Source organism: Patescibacteria group bacterium, from assembly GCA_041650895.1.
In the GTDB taxonomy this organism is placed as follows: Bacteria; Patescibacteriota; Patescibacteriia; order 2-01-FULL-39-33; family 2-01-FULL-39-33; genus CAISTG01.
Genome location: JBAZKF010000001.1, coordinates 728,754 through 753,242 on the forward strand (window position 1 = coordinate 728,754; position 24,489 = coordinate 753,242).

At 43.1% G+C, this 24,489-nt stretch carries 25 protein-coding genes; 20 read left to right on the forward strand and 5 right to left on the reverse strand.

Annotated elements, in window-relative coordinates:
• Positions 1-127: 127 nt before the first annotated feature.
• From WC473_03690 to WC473_03715, 6 genes are all read left to right on the forward strand, one after another.
• Positions 128-688: a LemA family protein gene (locus WC473_03690; GenBank protein MFA5124891.1), complete on the forward strand. Its 561-nt coding sequence runs from the start codon at positions 128-130 to the stop codon at positions 686-688.
• A gap of 126 nt (positions 689-814) precedes the next feature.
• Positions 815-1,897 carry a hypothetical protein gene (locus WC473_03695; GenBank protein MFA5124892.1) on the forward strand — a complete coding sequence of 361 codons (1,083 nt, stop codon included), beginning with the start codon at positions 815-817 and terminating at the stop codon, positions 1,895-1,897.
• Between the two features lie 86 nt (positions 1,898-1,983).
• Entirely contained in the window at positions 1,984-2,868 is an 885-nt protein-coding gene (locus WC473_03700) for a M48 family metallopeptidase (protein MFA5124893.1), read from the forward strand.
• 78 nt (positions 2,869-2,946) lie between these two features.
• On the forward strand, positions 2,947-3,762 hold the full coding sequence (locus WC473_03705) for a TIGR00282 family metallophosphoesterase (protein ID MFA5124894.1): 816 nt from the start codon (positions 2,947-2,949) through the stop codon (positions 3,760-3,762).
• Positions 3,763-3,864: 102 nt separating this feature from the next.
• Complete coding sequence (locus WC473_03710; GenBank protein MFA5124895.1) at positions 3,865-4,203, forward strand: HU family DNA-binding protein; 339 nt, start codon at positions 3,865-3,867, stop codon at positions 4,201-4,203.
• A 78-nt stretch (positions 4,204-4,281) separates the two neighbouring features.
• Entirely contained in the window at positions 4,282-6,246 is a 1,965-nt protein-coding gene (locus tag WC473_03715; protein ID MFA5124896.1) for a right-handed parallel beta-helix repeat-containing protein, read from the forward strand.
• A 93-nt stretch (positions 6,247-6,339) separates the two neighbouring features.
• Here WC473_03715 and WC473_03720 read toward each other — a convergent pair whose 3' ends face one another.
• Positions 6,340-6,801, reverse strand: coding sequence for an NUDIX hydrolase (locus WC473_03720; GenBank protein ID MFA5124897.1), 462 nt, complete (start codon positions 6,799-6,801; stop codon positions 6,340-6,342).
• A 4-nt stretch (positions 6,802-6,805) separates the two neighbouring features.
• Positions 6,806-8,380 carry a tRNA uridine(34) 5-carboxymethylaminomethyl modification radical SAM/GNAT enzyme Elp3 gene (locus WC473_03725; protein ID MFA5124898.1) on the reverse strand — a complete coding sequence of 525 codons (1,575 nt, stop codon included), beginning with the start codon at positions 8,378-8,380 and terminating at the stop codon, positions 6,806-6,808.
• A 243-nt stretch (positions 8,381-8,623) separates the two neighbouring features.
• Here WC473_03725 and WC473_03730 point away from each other — a divergent pair, with 243 nt between their 5' ends.
• The 9 genes from WC473_03730 to WC473_03770 all read left to right on the forward strand — a co-directional run bounded on the left by WC473_03730 (position 8,624) and on the right by WC473_03770 (position 16,779).
• Positions 8,624-9,376: a hypothetical protein gene (locus tag WC473_03730; protein ID MFA5124899.1), complete on the forward strand. Its 753-nt coding sequence runs from the start codon at positions 8,624-8,626 to the stop codon at positions 9,374-9,376.
• Between the two features lie 92 nt (positions 9,377-9,468).
• On the forward strand, positions 9,469-10,353 hold the full coding sequence (locus WC473_03735) for a class I SAM-dependent methyltransferase (GenBank protein MFA5124900.1): 885 nt from the start codon (positions 9,469-9,471) through the stop codon (positions 10,351-10,353).
• A gap of 2 nt (positions 10,354-10,355) precedes the next feature.
• Positions 10,356-11,720 (forward strand): hypothetical protein, encoded by a 1,365-nt coding sequence (locus WC473_03740; GenBank protein ID MFA5124901.1) that lies wholly within the window; start codon positions 10,356-10,358, stop codon positions 11,718-11,720.
• 163 nt (positions 11,721-11,883) lie between these two features.
• Entirely contained in the window at positions 11,884-12,207 is a 324-nt protein-coding gene (locus tag WC473_03745) for a DUF5698 domain-containing protein (protein ID MFA5124902.1), read from the forward strand.
• A 113-nt stretch (positions 12,208-12,320) separates the two neighbouring features.
• A complete protein-coding gene (locus tag WC473_03750; GenBank protein ID MFA5124903.1) occupies positions 12,321-12,593 on the forward strand; it encodes a DUF5661 family protein in 273 nt (90 codons plus the stop codon).
• A 1-nt stretch (position 12,594) separates the two neighbouring features.
• Positions 12,595-13,365: a glutamate racemase gene (gene murI, locus WC473_03755; protein MFA5124904.1), complete on the forward strand. Its 771-nt coding sequence runs from the start codon at positions 12,595-12,597 to the stop codon at positions 13,363-13,365.
• 97 nt (positions 13,366-13,462) lie between these two features.
• Entirely contained in the window at positions 13,463-14,839 is a 1,377-nt protein-coding gene (locus tag WC473_03760) for an immunoglobulin domain-containing protein (GenBank protein ID MFA5124905.1), read from the forward strand.
• A 189-nt stretch (positions 14,840-15,028) separates the two neighbouring features.
• Entirely contained in the window at positions 15,029-16,414 is a 1,386-nt protein-coding gene (locus tag WC473_03765) for a PhoH family protein (protein ID MFA5124906.1), read from the forward strand.
• Between the two features lie 128 nt (positions 16,415-16,542).
• Positions 16,543-16,779 carry a hypothetical protein gene (locus WC473_03770; GenBank protein MFA5124907.1) on the forward strand — a complete coding sequence of 79 codons (237 nt, stop codon included), beginning with the start codon at positions 16,543-16,545 and terminating at the stop codon, positions 16,777-16,779.
• A 92-nt stretch (positions 16,780-16,871) separates the two neighbouring features.
• Here WC473_03770 and WC473_03775 read toward each other — a convergent pair whose 3' ends face one another.
• Positions 16,872-17,843: a phosphate--acyl-ACP acyltransferase gene (locus tag WC473_03775; GenBank protein MFA5124908.1), complete on the reverse strand. Its 972-nt coding sequence runs from the start codon at positions 17,841-17,843 to the stop codon at positions 16,872-16,874.
• A gap of 143 nt (positions 17,844-17,986) precedes the next feature.
• On the reverse strand, positions 17,987-19,240 hold the full coding sequence (locus tag WC473_03780; protein ID MFA5124909.1) for a S1 RNA-binding domain-containing protein: 1,254 nt from the start codon (positions 19,238-19,240) through the stop codon (positions 17,987-17,989).
• Between the two features lie 193 nt (positions 19,241-19,433).
• Between WC473_03780 and WC473_03785 the strand changes: the two genes are divergently transcribed.
• From WC473_03785 to WC473_03795, 3 genes are all read left to right on the forward strand, one after another.
• On the forward strand, positions 19,434-19,760 hold the full coding sequence (locus tag WC473_03785; protein MFA5124910.1) for an RNHCP domain-containing protein: 327 nt from the start codon (positions 19,434-19,436) through the stop codon (positions 19,758-19,760).
• A 196-nt stretch (positions 19,761-19,956) separates the two neighbouring features.
• On the forward strand, positions 19,957-20,436 hold the full coding sequence (locus tag WC473_03790) for a GreA/GreB family elongation factor (GenBank protein ID MFA5124911.1): 480 nt from the start codon (positions 19,957-19,959) through the stop codon (positions 20,434-20,436).
• A gap of 69 nt (positions 20,437-20,505) precedes the next feature.
• Positions 20,506-21,390 (forward strand): HAMP domain-containing sensor histidine kinase, encoded by an 885-nt coding sequence (locus WC473_03795; protein ID MFA5124912.1) that lies wholly within the window; start codon positions 20,506-20,508, stop codon positions 21,388-21,390.
• Positions 21,391-21,448: 58 nt separating this feature from the next.
• Here the strand turns inward: WC473_03795 and thrS are convergent, their stop codons facing one another.
• The gene (gene thrS, locus WC473_03800; protein MFA5124913.1) at positions 21,449-23,209 is read right to left on the reverse strand and encodes a threonine--tRNA ligase; all 1,761 of its coding nucleotides are present in this window, start codon (positions 23,207-23,209) and stop codon (positions 21,449-21,451) included.
• A gap of 157 nt (positions 23,210-23,366) precedes the next feature.
• Between thrS and WC473_03805 the strand changes: the two genes are divergently transcribed.
• A complete protein-coding gene (locus WC473_03805) occupies positions 23,367-23,495 on the forward strand; it encodes a hypothetical protein (GenBank protein ID MFA5124914.1) in 129 nt (42 codons plus the stop codon).
• Between the two features lie 108 nt (positions 23,496-23,603).
• The gene (locus tag WC473_03810; protein ID MFA5124915.1) at positions 23,604-24,419 is read left to right on the forward strand and encodes a hypothetical protein; all 816 of its coding nucleotides are present in this window, start codon (positions 23,604-23,606) and stop codon (positions 24,417-24,419) included.
• Positions 24,420-24,489: the final 70 nt, after the last annotated feature.

Below are 24,489 nucleotides of genomic sequence, written 5' to 3' on the forward strand. Positions count from 1 at the left end.
AATTTGCGATTAATAATTAAAATTTTAACTTTAGGTTTTTCACTTACTTTGTCGTGTTTAGAGTGGCAATGATCATTGCTATCCTGAATAGAGTGAACGATCTATAGTCTATAATCTTAACAAAAATATGCTGTTAAACATCTTATGGATCGTCCTGATTGTGATAGCCGTGGCAGTTATTGCTGTCGTATTGCTATACAACGGATTGATTCGCGCCAACAATCGTGCCAAAGAAGCCTGGTCGGACATCGATGTCCAACTCAAGCGTCGTTATGATTTGATTCCCAATTTAATTGAGACGGTCAAAGGTTACGCCGCCCACGAACAGGCGACTTTGCAAAAAGTCATTGAAGCTAGAAATACGGCAATGGCTAGCGGCGACGGTTTGGCCGCCAAAGCTAAGGCCGAAGGCGAGCTTTCCAATACTCTGAAATCAATTTTTGCCTTGGCGGAAAGCTACCCCGACTTGAAAGCTAATCAGAATTTCTTAAAGTTACAGGAAGAGTTGTCTGATACAGAAAACAAGATCCAAGCCGCCCGTAGATTCTATAATGGCAATGTCCGCGACTTTAACACCAAAATCGAAGTTTTTCCCAATAACTTGATCAATCAATTGCTCAAGTTCAAAAAGTATGACTTTTTTGAAGCCGGAGAAGCGGAAAAACAGAATGTAGAGGTTAAATTTTAAATCAAATTGTCACTAAAAAAAGCAAGGCTGTAACGCCTTGCTTTTTTGTTGGCAATATGATAAAAATAAGCCAGCACTTTTATAATTTATCGATAACAGATCGGACAACCAACAGGAGGAATAGTCATGCATAGTCGCGCTGGCATTATGAGGATAACCACCGCTGAAGCGGCTGAAGCCGGGACTGAAGGTGAATTGACTGAGGCGATAGTCGACGATTGCCAGGAGATTGCTGTTGTCAATCCGGAAGCGGTGGAAAAACTCGCTGTTTATTTGAAAAGTTTGCCACCGGACGGTGATTTATTGAATTTTTACAGTTTCTACAATGCCCAAGGCGAAGAGATTATCGCTAGTGGCATGTACCCGCCGCTTAATCATCCGGCGACCGTGGATTTCTTTTTTTATGTCTGTTCCCAGCAGTTCGGTTTTTGGTATGGCGATTGCGACGGTTACAGCGAACCTCTTTGGGGTACCTTAAACGGTAAGAGAATCAAAGGGTCGGGTTTGTTGTGGCAGTTGGCTAAAAAGGCGTTGGATAATGACCCTAACTTTTTCAAGCCAATTAATTTGGCCTCTTTGTCGCCTGACGGTTTCGTAAAGTTTCTAAGTGATGACAACGGCCCGGTGCCTTTTCCAGATTGGGAAATCAGGTACATCCTGACCACCGCGTATGGGCGTTCCTTTTTTAAACTTCCCAGGGTTTTTGAAACGCCGCTTGATATTATTGAGCAACATCCGAAATTATTAGAATTTGTTAATTTTTTGACTTTGAACGTTTCCGGCTTTAGCGATCCGTTCACTAAGAAAGCTATGTTATTAGCCATGGCCCTGGCCAATCGCCCAGAACATTTTTTTAAGATCAATCCGGATAGTCCGCAATGGCGTCCAATAGTTGATTACCATTTGATGCGTTTGGCTTTACGTTTCGGTTTGGTGGACCTGGATGATCGTTGGGTTGACCGTATCAGTTGCCGTTCTTGGGTTGACTCTACTACTGAGCGTGCAATCAGGTTGGCGGTTTATGACGCAGTTGAACGGGTGATTGATTTTTCTGGTCGATCCATGGCCGAAGTTGATAAGTTTATGTGGTCAGCGCGTAAATATTGTCCGGAAGAGGAGTCGCCTCAATGCAATAAGTGTCTCTTGGAGGGGATCTGCCAGCAACGGACAGAGCTGTTTCAGCCGGTTCTTCGCACCACGGCTTATTAGTTCTCCTGCCCCGAAACTTTTCGGGGCTTTATTTTTTGGCTCAATTTTGTTAAAATAAGGATGATGGATTTTATAAATTAAAATTTATGTATAATCAAATAGATTCCAATAAACGCCGTACCTGGCTGTTAATAATTATTTTTACCGCGGTCATACTGTTTATCGGTTGGTTTATCGGTTATTATTTTAATTACGGCTATGGCACGTTGGTTATTGCGGCTGTTTTTTCTGTGGTTATGTCTTTATTCAGTTACTATGGCGGAGATCAAGTGGCTTTATGGTCAGCCAAGGCCCAGGAGATAAAAGAGGAAGACAATACTTATGTCTATCATTTGGTGGAAAATCTTTGCATTACGGCCGGCATCCCTTTACCAAAAATATATTTAATGCCGGAGCAAGCCATCAATGCTTTTGCCACCGGACGCGATCCTGCTCATGCTTCCATCGCTTTGACTGTCGGCGCAGTCAATAAGTTAAGCAAATTGGAGTTGGAGGGAGTGATTGCTCATGAGTTGTCTCACATTAAGAATTATGACATTAGATTAATGACTATTGTTATTGTTCTGGTCGGCATAATCTCTCTTTTAGCCAATTGGTTTTTACGCGGTTCATTGTTCGGCCGAGGCAGGAGCGATAATGACCGCGGTAATCCCGCTCTGTTGATTATCGGGATTATTTTGATTTTACTTTCTCCGCTGGTTGCCCAGTTGATAAAACTGGCGATTTCTCGACGCCGCGAATATTTGGCTGATGCTTCCGGCGCCTTATTGACGCGTTATCCCGAAGGCTTAGCCGGCGCCTTGGAAAAAATCGCTAACGATCAGTCAGTAATGTCTTCCGCTTCTTCAGCCACGGCGCATCTATATATTGCTAACCCCCTTAAGAATTCCAGACGACTTTTTGCCAACGCTTTTTCCACTCATCCGCCCGTGGAAGATCGGATAAGTAAATTAAAAGAAATGACTGTTTAACTTATAACTTGCAAGAAGGTTGGCCGTAAAAGTTAATGATTCAACAGTCGCCAGTCAAAATTAATTTTAAGATTTACTATGATTAAAATTTTATTCATTGCTGATATTGTAGGAAAAATCGGCCGTAACGCCGTTAAACAAGAATTACCCCGCTTGAGAAAAAAATATAAGCCAGACTTGGTTATTGCCAATGCAGAAAACCTAGCTCATGGCATCGGAGCCACACAGAAAACTATTGATGAAATGAAGGAAGTAGGGATAGACGCGTTTACTTCCGGCAATCATATTTGGGAAAAAGCCGGCAGTGATATCATGCTTGATGATGAACATAATAAGCTTATCCGTCCCGCCAATTATCCCACCAAGAAATCTGGTCGAGGACAGCTTATAATAAATATTGGCGAAAATAAGCTAATTGTGGTAAACTTAATGGGTAGAGTGTTTTTTGATTGCGGAGATAGGGAAAGGGATGCTCTGCATGATCCTTTCAAGACGCTAGATAAGATAATCAGCGAAGATCGGCGAGCCTTGTATTTGGTTGATTTTCATGCGGAAGCCACCTCAGAGAAAATCGCCTTGGCTAATTATTTTGACGGTAGAGTAACTGCGGTTTTTGGTACTCATACCCACGTGCAAACTGCCGATGAAAGAATCTTGTCCAAAGGCACGGCGTATATTTCCGATGCCGGCATGGTCGGTTATGCTGATTCTGTTATTGGCGCCGACAAACAGCAGATTTATAATTTATTTTTGAAAATCGGCCAGACCTCCAAGAAACATGACGTGCCGTCGCGTGGCCAGGCGGTATTAAACGGGATTTATCTTGAGTTAGATGAAAAGAGCCGTCGGGCTGGAAAAATAGAAAGGATAAACAAGACAGTGGAAGTAAGATAGTTCATGAAGAAAAACATAGACAGGCGGAATGAAGTAGCAAGGTAATTTTTTAATCTATTAATTAATAGAATTCAATCAGTAAAACATTTTTAAATCAAATATATGAACAAAGCAGAACTCTCTCAAAAAATTGCTGACAAGGCCGGTCTTAACAAGGCGCAAGCTGAATCGGCTTTAGAAGCATTTACGGAAATCGCCACCGAAACCATGAAAAGCGGCGGGGAAATCGTCCTGACCGGTTTCGGCACTTTTTCCGCTCGCGCTCGCAAAGGGCGAGAAGGTATTAATCCGCGCAATCCCAATGAGAAAATTGAAATTCCCACGGTTGTTGTGGCGAAATTCAAAGCCGGAAAAAACCTCAAGGATGCTTTAAAAGGCAAAGCTGGTAAAACTCAGCCGGTTGTTCCTGAATCAGCCGAGGCAGTTCCGGTACAAGAGTAAAATTAATTAAACACCCGAATTTTCAGGGTGTTTTTTATTAGCCCTGCCATAATTATTTATGGTGATTAATCTAATTTTATGATCACTCTCACAAAGACGCATCTTAAAACTTCAGCCGCATTAGTTTTGGCGGCTACTTCCGTCGCCTTATCGGTTTTGGCGACAGTCAACATTGGATCAGAGCCAAGAATTGCAACAGCTTTGTCATCTGCTTCCTATTACATCGGTTGCGATGCCTATAGTAATGACACTAATGACGGCACATCGCCAGTCACGGCTTGGAAAACTTTTTCTCGATTCAATCAGATGCAGGGGACAGTGGGATTAAGGGCAGGCGACCAGATTTATTTGCAGCGCGGTTGTACTTTTAAAGAGACATTGCAGATCGCCGCTTCCGGTTCGATTGGATCATTGATCAGTGTTGACGCTTATGGCTCGGGCAATAGTCCGATAATTGACGGCGAACAAGTCCGCCCTTGGAATGTTTTAATTTTGAACCAAAGCTATATTTCTTTGAAGAATATCAGTGTTATCAACGCCCGATCGGAAAATTCTCCTTCGGCCGGCTTGGTCGTTTATAATTCTTCTAATGTGGTTGTTGATGGAGTTTCCGCTATGAATAATTGGGGTTATGGCGGAATATATTTTCTGGCCGATGTGGCCGGAACTGGCAATGATAATGCCGTAAAAAATTCCATCGTCAACGGCACCAAGGGAACGGCTTATTCCCAAGTCAATGCTTATAATTATGGCGCTGGCATAATGTTCTACGCCAACGGATCAGATCGCGGTTTGGGCAATGAAGTTTTCAATAATCAGGCCTACAATAATGGCGCTATAGGCATTAGCTTTTCCGGTTCCAATGGCTCTATTAAGAATAATACCAGTTACAATAATGGTGACGCCGGCATTGCTCTTTATTCGGCAACTACGGCCGGCAATATTATTGAATATAATACGGTTTATGGTAACTGCCGCATTTTTGATGACCGCGCCGGCATTAATCTGTTTATGACCGGTGGCAATAATATTGTCAGATATAATAAGGTTTACGGCCAGTATGATACTTATAATAATCCCGAAGGATTAGCTATAATTATCGATCAGGGTAACAGTGGGCAGAAGTTGGGCACTCAAGGAATTCGTTTTGATGGCAGTGTCAATGGAGTTGCCGGAACCAATGGCAATGCCGTGATTTATAACGTGATTTATAACGAGGGCGATGGCATACAGCTTTATAATTTTGCTAATGTTGCGGTTTATAATAATACCGTGTATAACAGCAAACGTTTCGGTTTGGTTTTGGCTGGATCACTGATAACCGGAGCGCAAGTTAAGAATAATATTATCAGCACCATGGCGGACGGCAATACTTCCGGCAATTACAAAACTCTTTTGGGAATTGTCGGCGCTACCGGCAATACCATTAATTATAATCTTTACTATCCCAGCGGTTCCTATACTAAACCGGCCGGACAGGATGTTAATTCTTTGATTGTTGATCCTAAATTTAATAACGCTATTGCTTATGATTTTTCTCTTCAAGCAATTTCTCCGGCAATCAATAAGGGTGCAGTATTGGGTCTGACCCCCGATTATATCGGTTTGGCTGTACCGCAAGGCACGGTGCCGGATATGGGTGCTTATGAGTTCAGCGGCACGTTACCGCCGACTTGCATTGAGAATTGGTCTTGTGCTGATTGGAGTGCTTGTTCTAATGGCACGCAAGCCAGAACTTGCGTTGATAGTAATAGTTGCGGCACTACGGCGAATATGCCGGCCCTCAGTCAAGCTTGCGTCTGTACCCCGACTACCTGCGCGGTTCAAGGCAAGAATTGCGGTTCCATTTCAAACGGCTGCGGTGGAACTTTGAATTGCGGTACCTGCAATGCGGCCCAGAATTGTACGAGTAATGTCTGCGTGGCCAAGACTTGCACTAATTCCGCTTGTTGCAAAGTTAAAAATCGTACTTATCCCTATTATAACTCCTCCAAGAGAAAGTGCTGTAAGTCATTTTTTAGCTCTTCCTGCATCGCCCCGTAAAAATATTAGAATAATATAACATTGAAGTATCAGACTGCCCCGCCAGTTAGGGGAAATAAAAAGCAACCGGTTTTAACCGGTTGCTTTTTGGTATTAGAAACTGTTTAAATATTCGGTTATCACCGGTTTAATATTGGGTGCGCAATCATCAGGCAGATGGTTGATGTCAAACCACTCCAGAGCCAAAATTTCTTTTCCGGCTTGCGGGGTGCCGGTGATTTCTGCCAAATAGTGGATTAAGACAATCGCCTGAGGCAGATCTGCGCCGGTTTCCGGAATCTCATTCCAAACGATTATTGGTTTAAGCGGTTTGATCAGCTTAACTTCCGTTCCAATTTCTTCTCGGGCTTCCCGAATAGCATTCTCCTCCAGTGATGACCCGACCATGACTTTGCCGCCGCAAAACTTCCATTTAAGTTCGGAGATCGGCTTGTCGCCATGTTTGGTTAATAAAGTTTTTAGGATGCCGTCGCGCTGTTGGATAATGACCGGACCGGAGGCAATCAGGGTGGTAAAAATCCCAATTTCTCCCGGTTTGGTAGTGTTAATGCCCATATTGTTAAAAGTATTTAAGCATATAGGTTCCTTCTAAATTATAACCTAATTTTTTGTAATATTCACGTACGCCGACTCCGGCGATAATGGCGATTTTTTGATAACCTTGTCGTCGGGCTAGTTTTTCCGCTTCAGCTAGAAGTTTTTTACCCAGTCCCAGATGCTGGACCTTGCCCTCGCCCCCCAACTCTAAGGCTTGGCCGTAAGTGTGCAACTCGCGGATTAGAGAGGCGTTTTTTAATTCCGGCAAAACGGGTTGTTCCGATTTGTTCGGCAGTCGCAGACGCAAGAAAGCGTAGAGAATTTTTTCATCCGGCGACTCAAAACTCAAGAAGTACTCCGTACCCCCGTTGGCCTGATATTGTATTGTTCGCAATTTATAATTGGTAATTCGTAATTGTTTTTGGTGCCCAACTTCCCGACATCTGATGCATTTGCAAGACCAGCCGTCCTTAGCCGCTTGTTCGTTGATTAGTTGGCGTAAGTTGGTGATTTTATTGCCGGCAATAATGGATGTTTCGGGAATATCGCGGATAAGGCGAGTAATACGCACCCAGGGTGGCGTGATTCTTTTGATTTTTATCAGTAATTCAAGCAAATGTTTGGGGGTATAGGGTTTATGTTTGCCTTGTTTGTATAATTTATGCAAGTCGGCGTGTTCATTAACAACGCAAGGATAGATTTTTATCATATCCGGCAGGTAATTGCCGTCAGTATAAATTTTTTTAAACATAGCCATGTCCTTCGCCGGCGTAGAGCCGTACATGTTGGGCATCAAATGCAGATTGATTTTAAAGCCGGAATTTTTGAGCAATTTGATCGCTTCAATACTTTGTTTGGCCGTATGTCCGCGACGGTTTAACTTCAAGATTCCATCATCAGTATGCTGGACGCCCAATTCTACCCGAGTACAGCCTAATTCGCGCAAGCGTATAATCTCTTTGGGTGTGATATAATCCGGCCGGGTCTCCAGCGTTAGGCCGACACAGCGATGCTTGGCAGTCTCATTTTTGTTTTGCGCATCTTGCAGAGTTTTTGCCGGTTTGCCATTAAGCGCTTCCAAACAGCGTTTAATGAACCATTTTTGATACCGGGTAGAGTGATATGACCAGGTACCTCCCATGACGATAAGCTCTATTTTTTCCGTCTTATGGCCATTAGCTTCAAGCGCCTTAAGCCGCATCTCTACTTGGCGGTAAGGATCAAAGTCATTGAGGACCGCGCGCATCACCGCCGGCTCATTGCTCAGATATGATTTGGGCATGTTTTTTTCCGTCGGACAGAACAAACAATTGCCCGGGCAGGGCTGGGGTTTAGTCAAAACGGAGACAACTGCCACGCCGGAAAGCGTTCGTACAGCGCGTTTGGTCAGCAGACGCTCCAGATTCTTGTTCGGCTTGATTCTTTTTGTCTTGATTAATCGGCGGTACTGGGCAAGCAGAGCTGATTTTTCCGGAGGCGGGAGTTTCTGTTTTCCTGAAATTGAGCGGACAATATTAAATAATTCCTTATCTGAAACAGGATTGCTTTCGGCAATTTTTAAGATGATGTCGGCTAGTTGTTTTTGCTTGCCTTTCATCTGGAAATGATAGCATCAATTCGCTTAATTTTCAATTATTGTATTTTATTTTTGTTTAAATTTGGCTAATAATGTAGTTTACACATCTAAAAAGAAAGCTAAACATGTTGACAAATAATCGTTTATGCGGTATAATTATATATTAGTATTTGCCCTGTCGGCAAAGCTGATTCGCACCTAAAAATCGGTTAGCCGGCGGCTCTGGCATGGGGCTGGAGCAAGGGGCCGACCAAGGAGAACGCAATGAGTAAGCGGAAGAACGTAGAATCTGTAGTGTCGGCAATGGGTGCTTTACTGTCCATTGTCACTAACTTGGTCTCTTATATTCGTGATTTTGGCGGCGATGTCGGCGAATGCATTTATCGGTTATCTTTGCCGGAGGGCAGGGAAACGCTTAAGACCATAGCCAACTTGGCTGCAAACAACGCCTTGCTGGCGAAGGGGATTTACCGAGTGTTGGTTGATTATTCCTTGACGCTTCCCGAGATGATTGCCGCAGGAAAATATGATAAGTCGGGGACGATTCCTGATTATCAAATTAAAGGATTTGGCCGGCAACTGGTGGACATTGAGCTGTGGCGTCTCATTGAGAGTTGTCATGATGATAAGGAGGCGTTGGCTGAACTCCATAAAATGAAACCCGGCTATCGTTTTGCCACCTTGCCCGAGTTGTTGGCCCTGGGCGCGGCATACCCTAATCTCCAATTACTTTTTATGATTTTATCTTTGGGGTCAGTTTGGCCGTGGTCTGGCGACAAGCATCATTTGGAATGTGCCTGTCTTAATGGTTGGTCAACAAGTGGGAGGCGTTTTTTGGGTCGTTGCTTGGTTGGTCTTACCGATAGGCCCCAACAAGGTCATTTGCCCTTTGAAGGTAATTGTCTATTCGCGATTGTCAAAGAAATCGGCCAGCAAGCGAACGTAGCCGCGAATGTAGTTGAATTTAAATCGTCCAGCCCATCAACATCGCCCGATTGGTTTGAACGGACCGCTTAAAGCAGAACTTTTAATTTTATGCCCGCACGGCTTTCTGTTGTGCGGGTTTTCTTTTTGGCAAAAAGCTTAAAAAATGTTAAAGTTAGCTTATTATGAACAGACAAAAAATAAGAAGAGTCCTTGATCAAACCAAGGATATTTATAATCGAATCGCGCCTGATTTTTCAGATACGAGAAGTCATTGGTGGAAGGGTTTCGGCGATTTTGCCAAATATGTCAGACCGGGCGATCGGGTTCTGGATTTAGGTTGTGGCAATGGCCGGATGGCGGAGATTTTTACTGATTCAAAAGTGAGATATTTAGGTATAGATAATAGCGAGGAGTTGATAAAAATCGCTCAGGAAAGATTCAAAGATAAGCCATGGGTGAAATTTGAGGTCGGAGATATAACGGCTTTTGTCATTCCGAGCGAAGTTGAGAAATCTTTTGGAAATGAAAGCGATTCCTCCGCTCCGCTTCGCTCCGGTCGGAATGACAAGGAAGATAAACGCTCCGGTCGGAATGACAAGGAAGATAAACGCTCTAGTGGCAATGACAATACGAAGAATGGTTTTGATTTGGTTTTATTAGTTGCTGTTTTGCATCATTTGCCGACCAAAAAGCTACGGCTTAAAGTTTTAGAAAATATCCACCAGGCGTTAAAACCGGGCGGCAGATTGGTGATGGTCAATTGGAATTTGTGGCAGATTTTCGGCTGGAAAAAGAAATTCCGCTATTGGCCTTACCTTTTTAATTGGCCGGAAAAAATCAAGTGTGGCGTTTGGGGCGTGTCCGACGCTTTCGTACCCTGGAAGCCGGCAGGAAAAGAAACTAGGCGTTATATTCATTCTTTCACTAAGGGAGAAACGCGACGATTGCTGAGGCGAGCCGGCTTTGCTATTGAGGAATTGGAATTCAAAGCCAAAGGCGATAATAAAAAAGGCATAATGTATGGCGATAATCTTTTGTCCATTGCCGTTAAAAATGGTAAAATGTAATCATGAATATACCTGCTAAAATTTTCAAGGAGTATGATATCCGTGGCAAGTACCCGCAAGAATTAAATGAACAGACGGCATTTGTTTTGGGCTTAGCATTTGCCAAAGTAACTAAAGCCAAAAAAGCTGTAGTTGGCCGTGATGCCCGATTAGAATCAGAAAAAATTTTTTGGCCGTTACTGTCCGGTTTAAGCCAAGGAGGAGTTAAAGTGCATGATTTGGGAGTTTGCGCCACGCCTGAATTGTTTTTTGCTGTGGGTGAACATGGTTTCCCCGCCGGCGCCATGATTACCGCCAGCCACAGTCCGGCCGGAGAAACCGGAGTGAAGTTTTGCGACGGTCGGGGTCGGGTTTTTGGGCTAAAGACTGGACTGAAGAAAATAGAGGCTTTGACGGAAAAAGTCCAACCGCAGAAGGTTAATAAACCGCAAGCTTCCTTTGCCTCCGTAACTAAAGAATACCGGGATTTTGTTTTGTCTCTGATTAATCCTCAGGAGTTAAGAGGTCTGAAGGTAATTCTGGATGCTTCCGGCGGTTCGGGGGCGCGTTTGGCTGAAACGGTTTTTTCTTTTTTGCCGGTAAAAACGACGCGGATGAATTTTTTCTCCGGCGATCCCTACCCTGATCATGGACTTAACCCCTTACTTAAAGAGAATCAGTCATCCATTATTAAAGAAATCAAGGCTGAGAAAGCCGATTTGGGGGTGATTTTTGACGGTGACGCGGATCGGGCGATATTTATTGATGAGCGGGGAAAGTTTGTTGAACCATATTATTTGAATTGCTTATTGGCGGAAATAATCTTGGATTACAAACCGAAAATAGAAATTATTATTGATGCCCGCCTGGGCCTGGGCCTGTCTGAATTGATTCGCGCTAAAGGCGGACGAGTTATGCTCCATCGCGCCGGTTACGCCAATATTATCAAAACCATGAATCGGAAGAAACTTCTTTTCGGTTGCGAGAATTCCGGCCATTTTATGTTTAATTATCGTCTGTTTGGCCGTAGGAAGAATTATGTCTGGGGCGATGCAATTTTGCCGGTTTTACTTATTTTGTCGTATCTTAAAGATAATAAACTGACTTTATCGCGGGCTATTAATGATTATTCTACCAAGTATGCAATTTCCGGCGAGAAGAATTATAAACTAAAGGATTTTAATCGGTTGGCTAAAAAACTTAAGCGGGAGTTCAAAGGAGCGGAATTTTCCACGTTAGACGGTTTATCGGTTAAGGATAAAGGAGATCGATGGTATTTGAACCTTCGACCGTCGCATACGGAGCCGTTGGTGCGTTTGAATGTAGAAGCTAGAAATAAAGATATTCTGGCTGAAATATTGATAAAAACAGAAAAATTAATTAAATAAGACCCATTATTTCCAGGTGTAATTTTTGATTGACAAAACACCCTAAAAGGGCTATACTTAAGATATGAATAAAGCGTACGCGTGAGCGGGCGTTTTTTCATTAAAAAGGTCGTTAAAATTAACAATTCCCTGGATTAATCAGCGGGATTAAACCCACAAATTTATGAAAATAAGCATCATTCTATTTTTTGTGGGCGCCGTGGAAATGCTTATAGTTACCCTATGGACCAAAGCGGTTACGGAAACCAAAATTTGGTCTAGCGGAGCTATTACTGTGATCAATATTTTGATCTGGTATTATGTGGTACGGACGATTGTTGATAACGTCGACAATTGGTCGCTGGCTTTGCTTTATGCCTTGGGCTGCGCCCTGGGCACCATGGTGGGTACTTATTATTACCAAGTGGCGCGCAAAAGGATTCGTAAGTTGCGTCGTCAAAAACAACAGAAAGAATTAGATCAAAAGTATGACCGACGATTGGCCTAACGGCTGTCTTACGCCGTAAAAACCGTCTTTAGCTTTATTAAGCGGGACGGTTTTTGTTTTGACAAAAATCGCAATCGTGGTAAGATTTAAATGATTAAATGAATCAAAACTATATGGCACAACAGAAATTTACCGTCGAAAAGGCCAAAGCCGTCGGCGAACAATTGGGTCTGGATTGGTCTAAATTTGATGTGGAGCAATTCCGTATGGGCATGGATGTGGAATTAGAGCATGGCACTGTTGGTCCGGCTACTAATGTCACCAACGATGATCCTCTAATGACTGGCAAAATCGCCTTGGCCCACTTGAATGAATTCGCTGATTATTACACGCGGTTAGATGAGATGGAAAAGTCTGCCGATGAATTTTGGGGAAAGGCAGAGTAGTATGATTGGAATTTTCGATTCTGGCGTTGGCGGTTTAACCGTAGTGAAAGAAATAAAAAAACAGTTGCCCGACTGCTCTTTTGTCTATTTGGGTGATAACGCTCGTACGCCTTATGGCGCAAGATCACAGGAAACTATACAGAAGTATTCCTGTGAGATTGTTGATTTCTTGATCGGTCAGGGGGTTACGGCGATTGTCGTGGCTTGTAACACGGCCTCGGCTTTTGCCGGGGAAATGTTACAACAAAAATATCAATTGCCGATTTTTGAAGTGATTACCCCGGCCGCTACGGCGGCAGTAAGATTAACTAAGGGCAGGGTCGGCGTTATCGGTACTAGAGGTACCATTAACAGCCGAGCCTATGAAAGAGCGATTAAAAGTTTTAATTCGGAAATAGAAGTGAAAAACGCGGCCTGCCCCTTGTTTGTCCCGTTAATTGAAGAAGATTGGCTGAATAAACCGGAAATAAAAACAATCGCCCGTAAGTATCTCTATCCCCTTAAATGTCAAGAGATTGATGTGTTGATTTTGGGCTGTACTCATTATCCGTTAATAAAGAAAATTATCGCCGATAAAATAGGGCGCCGAGTAAAACTGATTGATCCGGCTGAAGAAGCAGTTAAAATGCTTAAACGGTATTTGTCAGATAACCCTCAGAGACAGAAAGGCCGGCAAGAGTATTTTGTTACCGATTTGAGTAGTCGTTTTAAAGAAATTGCCAAGAATTGGTTGAAAGAGGATATCCAAATTAAAAAAGCCGACTTAAATTAAGGTCGGTTTTTTTATCTTGACTTTTTACTGAAAGTGGTATAAATTATACATTCTGAATGTTCCTTACATTAATGATCAACCTAAAGGAGAAAGAACCATGAATAAGCGGTTGTTGCTGGGTGTTGCCTTGTGTGTCGCTTCATTTATCTTAATCACTGGTTGCGATGATCGTCCGCCGGAATTTACCCTTCAGCCGCTTCCCCGCATTGTTAACCCGGGAAGCGAAGTGCAATTTATTTGTGATGCTGATCGGGCTTGGAGCTGGCAGTGGCAAAAAAACGGAGAGAATATCGTTAATGCCAATTCCAATATCTACATTATTCCTTCGGCGGTTATTGACGATGAGGGAAATTATGTTTGCGTCGTTGGTAATCCTCATGGGCAAATATTTTCTGTTATCGCCACATTGAAAGTCAATCGACCCCTAATCATAGTGGCTGAGCCTCAGGATATTGAAATTGAAGCGGGGCAAATGTTTGTTTTGAGGGTTCTAGTGATTGGCACTCAACCTTGGCGTTTTCAGTGGTATCAAGACGGCAGTTTATTACCTTGGGCCAACCTTAGCGATCTGACCGTATCGGCTGCTGACGCCAATCATGCCGGTAGTTATTTTTGCGTAGTTAATAATATCACTAATCAACCAGTCGTTTCGCGGATCGTCGCTGTAAAGATTATCGCTCAGGAAGGCGAAGGTGAAGGCGAAGGTGAAGGCGAAGGTGAAGGTGAAGGCGAAGGCGAAGGTGAAGGCGAAGGCGAAGGTGAAGGCGAAGATTTTTGCCTTAATACTAATGAAGGTGATGATCCCAGCGACCCCCTGCCGGAACCGCTTAGCAGTTTTTGTGCTTGCTATCAGAAAGTTTACGAAGCGCCACGGGCGATATTGGGTGACTATGGAAGTATTTTGGACTTGTTTGAACCAAATACTGCCGATGTCAATGGTAGCCTCTGGATTGACCAAAGAACTGACCCGGTAACCTATGATGCGACTGGCAATAACTACCTTGATTGCGTAATAGAACTCAAATTAGTGGAAATAGTGCTGAAGGATTCGGAATTTTGCTTGCCTAATGGTTTGAACCATAAGTTATTGCATTACGCTTGGAATTACAATGAAGAACGATTCGCCACTGACTTCGGTACTTATTGGCAATTAGCGTCATTAATTTTTCCCGGCCTGGAAGAGGTTTTGGCCGGCCATATGCTGATAGGCGACGGCCAAGCTGATTATTCGGTGGAAAAGTATATTTCCGGTACCGGGTCAATCGGTATGGTTTTGGGGATGGCTTTCATTTTTGGCGATAAAATACCGAATTGTCGGCTTAACTTGTCCCAGTATATGACTTTTCCTGAGTATTTTGCCCCTAGTGGCGACGCCGATGGCGACGGCTATACCAATAGTGAGGAATTTGCGACTTACGGGACTGTTCCCGATCTTTACGTGGCCAACGCCCTTGATCCGGAAATTCATCCGTAGAAAAATCCATAGAAAACATAGAATATTAATTAAACTCGTCATTTGGCGGGTTTTTTATTTATTCTTGACAAATGTGGATATTTTGTTAAGATTACCTATTAATATAGAACCTTGACAATTTAACAGTAGTAGGGCCTTGGTCCGCGTAAACAGGCAACAAAACCGGTTTAGCCGGAGAGAGGATGTATAATGCCAGCAGTGAAACAGCCGAAGCCATTACCCGTCAACCCCGAAGCCAAGATTTATGTTTTGGATACCAGCACGATTATTAATTCCGCCGGTATCATCGATATTTTGGGGGATAACGTTATTGTAGTTCCGATTTGGGTAATTGAAGAGCTGGACAATATGAAAAAGGGTGTCAGTGAAAAAGCCCGGATCGCTCGTAATTTTTCCAAGCTCATGGACAAATACCGCGAACAAGGCAAATTGACCGAGGGCGTAAAAACCCAAGCCGGTGGATTACTCTTTGTCTCTTGTGAAATGGCTGAATGGGGAGATTTGCCGGCTGGCATGCAGAATAACAATGACAATCGCATTGTCATGGTAGCTCGCAAGTGGTCTCTTGATTATCCTGAACGTCGTGTGGTTGTCCTTAGTTGCGATGTCAACCAGCGTATTAAGGCTGACGTGATGGGGGTAGAAGCGCAAAATTATCAGCACAATGAAACAAATTATTTATTGGATCGTTTGTATTCCGATATCACGCGGGTGGAATTGCTTGACAGCCAAGGTGGCTTTTTGGTTGAATTGCATCAAAAAGGATTTATCCCAGTAGCCAGCTTCAGCGATAGGCAATTGGACAACCTTCGTTCTAATGAGTGTTGTTATCTTTGTCTTGGAGACAAATCGGCCATGGTAATTTATAAACAGGGAGTTGGTTTTAACCTAGTACCTAAGCCGAAGCTTCAAGAACGGGACAAAACCGGAATAATCAAACCCGTCGGTCCTTATCAGGCTTTTGCTGCTGCCTTGTTGGCCGATGATGGTATTATAGGCGTCTCTTTTGACGGCGTTCCCGGAGCCGGTAAATCGGTTTTGCCGATTCATTACGCTCTAAAGGGTATTGCTGCCGGCAAGTATCAAGACTTAGTCGTCTTCCGACCCTATGATTTCAGAGGTATGGGATTTTTGAAGGGTGATGCCGAACAAAAGTTCGGTCCTTATACTGATGCTATAGTCAGTCGAATCAGCGAAGCCTTGCAATCGCTTCGGAATGAGGGATGCCAATTTTTTCAAGAGCGAGGTATCAATACGGTCAATGATTTGAAAACCAAGGGCTTTTTTGAAATACGGCCGATTGATTTTGTGGCCGGTGAAACCATTCTTAACTCAGTAGTGATAATTGATGAAGTCCAAAACTTTACCTGGTATGAAGCTTACCTGCTCTGTACCCGTCCCGGAGATGGTTGCAAGATCATTGTTAACGGCGATTTGAGCCAGATCAGGGATCGCGATCGAATGGAGGATAACGGATTGGTTTGGGTGATTAAGAAGAATATTGATCACCCGGCGGCGGCGCATTTGTCCTTGCGTAGCAATGTACGCAGGGGGCCGTCTTCTATCTACGCGTAACTAAAAAAGTGTCACTAACAGCTGTCGAAAATTTTCGGCAGCTTTTTTAATTTGACATATTTCTTGCGGCATCCTATGATGACCACATCAGCCCCGTCTCTTAACTGCAAATACAAAAGGAGGCAATTATGGCGATTAGCTCGATTTTAGTCGATACCAAGTTAGGGCAGAAAATAATGATTATTGAATCGTGTTTCTTGGCTACTATGCCGGATAACGTCCATGATTTAGTGTTCATTAATCTGAACGGCCGGTTGTTAGTGGAATGCACTTGCACCTTCAGTAATCTAATTTGCCGGCGTGAGCCCACGACAGCTGAAATCGAGATATTTGGGCGCCTGCGCAGTCATAATCATTCAACATAACCCTTCTCTTACAGGAGGGTTTTAAATTAAAAAAACCGCAGAAGATCACTTGCGGTTTGGCATAAGGTGCGATGATTATCCGGTAATTGCGGTTAATTGGCGGTAGTCAGGCCTGTTTTGATCTTACTCAAGATGTCGGCTGTCGCCTCCATTTTGGCGCGACGGATGGCATTAGCAATGGCTAAGGGCTGTGATTTTCCATGGGCGATTATCTCAATTCCATCAACACCCAAAAGAATTGCTCCGCCGATTTCTTCGTGGTCGGTTTTTTTATGGTGTCCGTAAAGGAAAGAAAAAATTTTCCAGATGAATCCCAACTTATCCTTAATCAGTTTCATTACTCCCTCGGCTACCTTGATGGTGTTATTACCGATTTCCCCGGGACAAACGATAACATTGACTGGTTCGGTAAAAATTCTATCACCCTCAATATTGCCTTGGTAATTTAAGCCGTTTTGCTGTTTGAGTAGTTCATCAGCCAATTTCAGAGTGTCATTACCCTTACCTGACTCACTGCCGATATTCAATAACTTAATGATCGGCTGTTCCAAACCCCATATTTCTTTGGCATAGATTGAACCCATTAAAGCGCAATTAACCAGGTCAATGGCTTGGGCGTTATGAATTGCTCCGGAATCCAGAAGCAGACAAGGGCCGCATTCATTGGGCAAGGGCACGGCGATGGCTGGTTGCAGGCCGCGTTTGATGCGTCCCAGAATTATCGTTCCCCACAAAACCATCGCGCCCGTGTTACCGGCGGAGACGAAAGCTTCGGCGCCTTCGCTCGTGTTCTTCAGCAGTCTGACGCCTCGGGCAATAGTGGAATCTTTTTTCTTTCTGATTTGTTCTTTGTTGTCGGACATTTCAATTCTTTCTGAACAGCATAAAAATGACAGTCCGTTGAGTTTTTTATTCTTCTTAGCTAGAGCGACTGTCGCTTCCGTACCCACTGCCAAAAGCTCTTCCGGCTTGACGTATCCAAGTTTTAAAGCTAACTGTATGCCCTTGATGATGTTATGAGGTGATTTGTCACCGCCGTTTAAATCGATTGCTATATTTAGCATGACTACCTCCTTTGTTTTTTAAAAGTGCGAATTGTCAATTCTGAAAACATTTTACCATAATATTGCGCTTTGGCAAACAATATTTTTCGATATAACAAAACCCCGCTATAAACGGGGTTTTGTGGCGTTGTTACGCTTTTGTATTATTTTTCGATTACCACTTCTTTGGTTTCGTCTTCTTTGGCCTTCTCGCTTTTTGGCTTACGGCCGCGTTTTTTGACTTCTTTCTTTTCTTCTTTTTTTTCGTCTTCAGCCGATTCTTCAGTTTTGACTTCAGCTGTTTCTCCCGGTGCTTCTTCTGCTGCAACCTTTTCTGTCTTTTCGGTTTTTTCCGTCTTGCTCGGCTTAACCAAAGACAATCCTAAGCGATGATTCTTGGAGTCCAAGGAGACGACGTAGAAGTCTTTTTTTTCGCCTTCCTTGGCAACCTCTGACGGATCCTTGATTGGCTTGTCAGATAGCTGGGAAACATGGGCTAAACCCTGGATGTTTTCTCCTAATTCCACGAATAAACCGAACGGATTGACTTTAATGATAGTGCCGGAGATTTTTTGGCCAATTTCAAATCTTTTTTCAATGCCAACCCAAGGATCATGCTCTAATTTTTTCATGGATAAGAAGATTTTGGAATTTTCAATGGAAATGATTTCCGCTTGGACTTTTTGTCCGACTTTGACAAAATTATGCGGGTTATCTATTCTTTGCCAGGCAATTTCTGAAATATGGATCAGCCCCTCCAATTTGTCGTCAAATTCCACGAAGACGCCAAAATCAGTTACGGCTGTAACTACGCCTTCAACGATCATGCCGACTTTGTATTTATTTATGACGTCGCGCTGGGTTTCTTCCCAGGCAGCTTTTTCTGAAATAATCAGCTTGTCTTCATCCTCATTAGCATCAATGACCTTAATGTCGAATTTTTTGCCGACATAGCTTTTAAGGATTTCGTAGATGCGGTTCTTATCTCCGCCTGGAATGCGCGGGTAATGTTCGGGCGCCAATTGAGAAACAGGCAAGAAACCGGAAACAGTGTCAACTTTGGCCAATAAACCGCCCTTGTTAGCTTCGGTGATAGTGGCAGAAATAATTTCTCCTGATTTAACGTAATCTCTAAGGGTTTGCCAGGCCTTTTGTCTGCCGGCGTATTGGAAAGATAATTCCACTTCGCCATTTTCATTCTCTAACTCCAAAACTGTCGCTTCAATGGTGTCGCCGATAGCTAGGTTTTTGTATTGCTCGGCTTCAGCATAGCGTTCGCGGCCACGGACTACGCCGGTGGCTACACCGCCTAAATCAATATGGATAGCATTGTTGTCAATGGCAATAATTCTGCCGGTAACCAATTCGCCTGTTTTAGGCAAATTAAAATACTGCTTGCTTTCAAGCAGTTCATTCATTACGGAATCCTTTTTAGGTTGGATCATGCTCATATAATAAAAGCCATATATTAACTCGGAACGGGTGAGCGGTCTAACTGGCTTAATCGGCCGCTTTACCTTTTTCGTCCTCAAGCCCCGTTTTTTATAGTGTTACGGGTAAATTAATTAAGGTATTGAAATTATAGCAAAAGCATGGTAATATGTCAAGCATATGGCATTTATTAAAAAAATTGAGGATTTTAAGTGTGGGTATTGCGGGACTGAGGTTAAGGGGTCAGGCTATACCAATCATTGCCCCAAATGTTTATGGTCTAAACATGTGGATATTGAGCCGGGTGATCGCCAAGCGGAATGCGGCGGTTTGATGCGGCCGGTCGATCTGTATTATCATAGCGGCAGATGGATTATCTCTCAGCGTTGCGAATCTTGCGGTTTCATCCGCAAGGACAAGATCAGGGAAGAAGATGATACAAATGAAGTGATCCGGTTAGAGAAAGAGCTGGCTGAGAAAAAACTCCGCCAAATCAGACAAATATAGAGACTTGACAATTTTGTCTATTGGGGGTAGAATAAGTTTATTATGCTTTATAGTTTGGAAAAAATTGAACTAAGCGGCTGTTTGCCAAAACCATTAAGCCTCAGCCAAAACAAACCCATCAATAATACCGCCCGTTAGGATCAAAAATCCCCGGGCGGTTTTATTTTTACTAATTTATTTTTGCTAAATAATTTTTATGAAGTATTTTTTTCTTTCTGCAGATTATGACCGATTGATAGTCAAACGACAAGAGTTGGCGAGTAATTATCAACAAATAAAAAGCGAGTTAGCCGAAGACTCCAGCCAGAGTTCTGAGACTTGGCATGATAATTACATTTTTGAACAAGCTATGCGCGATTTGGATTTGTATGGCAAGCGTCTGGCGGAAATTGATAAGATGATCCGTCAAGCGGAAATAATTTTTCCGGCCAATGGGAATGATTCGGTCGCTATTGGCAATGGAGTGGAGTTAGCTGATGACCAAGGATTAAAGATGGTTTTTAAAATTGGCAGTTATAATTCCGGTGGCTGGTTGGAAACCGAGGGAAATAGGATTGCTGTCGTCGCTTATAATAGTCCGTTGGGCCAAAAGCTTTTGCATCGTCAGGTTGGTGAAGAATTAGAATTATTATCATCCGGTAATATTAAAAAATATCGGATTGGGATGATTGATTAGCCGGCTAACTAACTCGGCCGTTGTTTTTGGTGTTTTATTTGTGGTATACTATAAAAGTAAGTTAAGCCCATGCATGATTTTTACGTCATTTTAATCACCAGCGCTTTAGCGGCCTTCATGGTCGTTGTTATTGTTTGTTTTTTTGTTTCCATTATTAGGCGCGAGCGTTTGATGTTAAAGAAAAATCGTGAACTATTGGCCAAGTTGCAACAGGCTAATAGTGAGTTGCAACGGCTTGATGACGCCAAGTCGGAATTTTTATCCATCGCCTCTCACCAATTGCGTACGCCTACTACGATTATCAAGGGTTACATTTCCATGATGGAAGAAGGCAGTTTCGGCAAGGTGCCTAAAGTGGTCAAGGAAAATTTGGAAAAAGTCCATATTGCCACCGAACGCTTGCTTAATTTGATTGAAAATTTATTGGACATTTCTCGCATTGAGGCCGGACGTTTGGAGTTTGATATCCGGCCGGTTGATTTGACTAAAATCGCCGAAGAATTAAAAGATGAGTTCCAAAGCAAGGCAAATGCTAAGAAAATAAAATTGGAAGTCTATTATCCCGATAATCTTCCCTCTGCCAAGACCGATATGGTTAAAATCAAGGAGGTCGCCTCTAATTTAGTGGATAATGCCCTTAAGTATACCAAGAAAGGTGAAGTGAGTATTGACCTGCATCAAGAGGGTCAGTCATTGGTATTCTCTGTCAGTGATACGGGTTTGGGTATTTCAGCTGAAGATCTGAATCGCTTGTTCAATAAATTTGTGCGGGGCAAGAATATGACTATTGTCCATCCCGAAGGCACGGGCCTGGGTTTGTATTTTGCCCGGGTGGTTATTGAGAATTTGGGTGGTCGAATTTGGGGCGAGTCGCCAGGCAAGGGCCGAGGCAGCAAATTCAGCTTTTCTTTGCCTTTGGCGGATAAGAAAAAGGCTAAGAAAGTTTCCGGTTGAATTTGATTCTTAACGATAAAAAGAGACGCTCTTCAGAGCGTCTCTTTTGAAATGCGGGTTATTTTTTATCTTCAATTTCTTTTTGTATCAAGTCGCTGAATTCTTTGATTGATTTAGCCCCAAGGTCGCCTTCGCCACGTTTGCGGACAGCCACTGTCTCGTCTTTAGTTTCTCTTTCTCCCACCACTAAGACGTAGGGAGTTTTTTGTTTCTCAGCAGTTCTGATTCTTTTGCCTAATGATTCGTCGGCATCATCCAGTTCGACGCGTACGCCGGCGGCAAGCAGTTCGTCATACACTTTCTGGCCGTAGTCAGTGAATTTTTCCGACACCGGGATGATTATAGCTTGCACCGGTGAAAGCCAGGTAGGGAAGGCGCCAGCATAATGCTCGATCAAAAATGCCATTGTTCTCTCCAAACAGCCGATGGAGGAACGATGGATAACAATCGGCTTTTCCTGTTCGCCTTCTTTATTTGTAAAAAATAGGTCGAAGCGTTCCGGCATAACAAAATCGTATTGGACAGTAAAGGCCGTTTCCTCGCTGCCTGAAACCTTTTTTATCTGAATATCTATTTTCGGACCGTAAAATGCGGCCTCATTGGCGGCCTCATAAAATGGAGCTTTAACTTCGGTTAGAACCTCACGCAAGACATTTTCGGCATAATCCCATGAAGCATCATCCTTATAATATTTTTTGGTATCAGAGCGGTCACCGAGTGACAGGCGATAGCGATAATCCTTACCCTTGATTAAGCCCAGCGTTCCATTAATGAAATCAATTAATTCTAAAACTTCTTTAATGACTTGTTTGGCCTGGTCTTTGGCGGCAATAATATGGGCATCGGCGAGACAAAACATTCTGACACGGGTTAACCCTGACAGTTCGCCGCTTTTTTCATAACGATATTGATGAGCGATCTCACCGATACGGTATGGCAACTCGCGGTAACTGTGCGGTTTTGATTTGTAAAACATGAAGTGATGCGGACAAGTCATCGGCTTGAGAATTAGTTCTTCCTCGTCGATTTTCATTACCGGGTACATCGTATTTTTATAGTAAGGATAGTGCCCGGATTTTTTGTAAAGATCGATTTTAGCCAAATCCGGAGTAACAACATGATGATATCCTCGCTTCAATTCTTCATCAATAGTAAACCTTTCCAACTCTCTTTTAATGGTCGCGCCTTTTGGACCGAATATTGGCAAACCCTTGCCGACTAAATCAGAAAAAACAAATAAATCCAATTCTTTGCCCAGTTTGCGATGATCGCGTTTTTCTGCCTCCCCCATCATTCTTAGGTAATCAGCTAGCTGCTCTTTGGTTTCGAAAGCCGTGCCGTAGATTCTTTGGAGCATTTTGTTTTTTTCGTCGCCACGCCAATAGGCGCCGGCAGTTTTCATTAATTTGAATACGCCAAGCTCCTTGGTATTTTCCACGTGCGGGCCGCGACACAGGTCGGTAAAGTCGCCGACAGTGTAAAAACTGACTGTTTTTTCCTCCGCTTTTTCCAAATCCTTGATTAACTCCTGTTTATAGGGCTGATTGAACATTTTTTCAAGCGCTTCGGCGATGGTCGATTCTGATTTTTTAAATTCTAATTTTTTCTTGATGATATCTCCCATCTTCTTTTCAATCGTTTTGATATCTTCCGGAGAAAAGGTTTGGTCGTTCAAGTCAAAGTCATAATAGAAGCCATCGTCAATTGTCGGGCCGATGGCGAATTTAACTTTGTCGCCGAAGAGTTCTCGCACGGCATAGGCCATGACATGGGAAGTGGAATGGCGGATTTTGTCTAGTTGTTCATTTGAGGTGGTCATATAGTTATGAATTTTAAATTTATTTTTATTTTTTAAAAAACTCCCATCCTGAAAACACATCTTGAGTTAAAGACATATTTTCGGGACGAGAGTTTATCCTGTTGAACTTATTCCGTTCAATTGAGGTTATTCCCGCGGTTCCACCCGGATTTCCGCTTTGCCTCCGCCAGATGGCGGTGACACGGACGCTTTGGTTTTATTGCTTAGCCGGTTGGCCGGACTCTTGGGGAGTAAGCGGTTGGTAGCCGCTTCAATCACTGATTTTATTGTAGCTTTTTTCGGTTAATTTGTCAATTTTACAGCTATTGACAAATTCGGTTATTGGTCCTACTATTCCCTTATTGAACATTAAAAAGACTTAGATAAACGAAGAAAACCACAGAGGAGGCGTATCATGAATACTGCAACTGGCATTATCTCTCACGCGGAACCGCAGACAGTCGAAGATTTGATGGCACTAGTCAAACAGCATGCGACTTGGGCCAGGAATTTGCAAGCCCGCGTTGATGCGGTGCAGAATGATCAGAAGTTATTGGCTGAACAGCTGATAAAACGAATTAAGACGGGCGAAAGCTTGGGTGATAAGATTCTTGATTTCCTGGTGCGGCAAGAAGATCTGCTGGTTACTTGGCTGACCGATGGCGGACGCTTGGAGCATAATCTGCGCGAGTTGGATGAAGTCATTAGCAAAAATGCCGGCCAAACGGTGATGTTGGCGATGGAAACAGTAGAGGAAAGAACCATACATTTTAAATATGATTATGATGTGGCGTTCAGTTACTGTCTTCCTCAACCGTCTTTTATCCAGACTTGTTATTATTTGATTTTGGGAAATTTGAGGCCGGGTGGCTTGTTAATAGAGGGAGAACGATGGTTTTTGCCTATGGATGACTATACCTATTTGAATCCGTCGGAAGAGGAAAGAAGGATTATGGGTAATATTCCTTTGCCATCGCCCGATCATTTATTTAATTCTTCGGCTTGCCCCATGTTGGAATTGGGAGTGTTGTTGGGGTGGCATTCACTGGGAGCAAAGAAAGAGCAGGTTAAAATATTGGTAGGTGTGGCCGAAATCAGGCAATGGCTGGGCAAATGCGAGAATGAACAATTATGCCTGAGAGTTTTGGAAATTTTGGATGAACTGGAAACGGCTGAACCGGAAAATAAAGAAAGTGATTCTGCGCCTCAAGAGCCATCGCCGGAGTCGTAAATAGAAATATAAGTACTTTACCAATTGGCACTAATCTCATGGTTAGTGCTTTTTTCATTGCCATTTTAAT

Coding starts and splice junctions, on each gene's coding strand:
- WC473_03690 (MFA5124891.1), top strand. CDS start 128: ATGCTGTTAAACATCTTATGGATCGTCCTGATTGTGATAGCCGTGGCA.
- WC473_03695 (MFA5124892.1), top strand. CDS start 815: ATGCATAGTCGCGCTGGCATTATGAGGATAACCACCGCTGAAGCGGCT.
- WC473_03700 (MFA5124893.1), top strand. CDS start 1,984: ATGTATAATCAAATAGATTCCAATAAACGCCGTACCTGGCTGTTAATA.
- WC473_03705 (MFA5124894.1), top strand. CDS start 2,947: ATGATTAAAATTTTATTCATTGCTGATATTGTAGGAAAAATCGGCCGT.
- WC473_03710 (MFA5124895.1), top strand. CDS start 3,865: ATGAACAAAGCAGAACTCTCTCAAAAAATTGCTGACAAGGCCGGTCTT.
- WC473_03715 (MFA5124896.1), top strand. CDS start 4,282: ATGATCACTCTCACAAAGACGCATCTTAAAACTTCAGCCGCATTAGTT.
- WC473_03720 (MFA5124897.1), bottom strand. CDS start 6,801: ATGGGCATTAACACTACCAAACCGGGAGAAATTGGGATTTTTACCACC.
- WC473_03725 (MFA5124898.1), bottom strand. CDS start 8,380: ATGAAAGGCAAGCAAAAACAACTAGCCGACATCATCTTAAAAATTGCC.
- WC473_03730 (MFA5124899.1), top strand. CDS start 8,624: ATGAGTAAGCGGAAGAACGTAGAATCTGTAGTGTCGGCAATGGGTGCT.
- WC473_03735 (MFA5124900.1), top strand. CDS start 9,469: ATGAACAGACAAAAAATAAGAAGAGTCCTTGATCAAACCAAGGATATT.
- WC473_03740 (MFA5124901.1), top strand. CDS start 10,356: ATGAATATACCTGCTAAAATTTTCAAGGAGTATGATATCCGTGGCAAG.
- WC473_03745 (MFA5124902.1), top strand. CDS start 11,884: ATGAAAATAAGCATCATTCTATTTTTTGTGGGCGCCGTGGAAATGCTT.
- WC473_03750 (MFA5124903.1), top strand. CDS start 12,321: ATGGCACAACAGAAATTTACCGTCGAAAAGGCCAAAGCCGTCGGCGAA.
- murI (MFA5124904.1), top strand. CDS start 12,595: ATGATTGGAATTTTCGATTCTGGCGTTGGCGGTTTAACCGTAGTGAAA.
- WC473_03760 (MFA5124905.1), top strand. CDS start 13,463: ATGAATAAGCGGTTGTTGCTGGGTGTTGCCTTGTGTGTCGCTTCATTT.
- WC473_03765 (MFA5124906.1), top strand. CDS start 15,029: ATGCCAGCAGTGAAACAGCCGAAGCCATTACCCGTCAACCCCGAAGCC.
- WC473_03770 (MFA5124907.1), top strand. CDS start 16,543: ATGGCGATTAGCTCGATTTTAGTCGATACCAAGTTAGGGCAGAAAATA.
- WC473_03775 (MFA5124908.1), bottom strand. CDS start 17,843: ATGCTAAATATAGCAATCGATTTAAACGGCGGTGACAAATCACCTCAT.
- WC473_03780 (MFA5124909.1), bottom strand. CDS start 19,240: ATGAATGAACTGCTTGAAAGCAAGCAGTATTTTAATTTGCCTAAAACA.
- WC473_03785 (MFA5124910.1), top strand. CDS start 19,434: ATGGCATTTATTAAAAAAATTGAGGATTTTAAGTGTGGGTATTGCGGG.
- WC473_03790 (MFA5124911.1), top strand. CDS start 19,957: ATGAAGTATTTTTTTCTTTCTGCAGATTATGACCGATTGATAGTCAAA.
- WC473_03795 (MFA5124912.1), top strand. CDS start 20,506: ATGCATGATTTTTACGTCATTTTAATCACCAGCGCTTTAGCGGCCTTC.
- thrS (MFA5124913.1), bottom strand. CDS start 23,209: ATGACCACCTCAAATGAACAACTAGACAAAATCCGCCATTCCACTTCC.
- WC473_03810 (MFA5124915.1), top strand. CDS start 23,604: ATGAATACTGCAACTGGCATTATCTCTCACGCGGAACCGCAGACAGTC.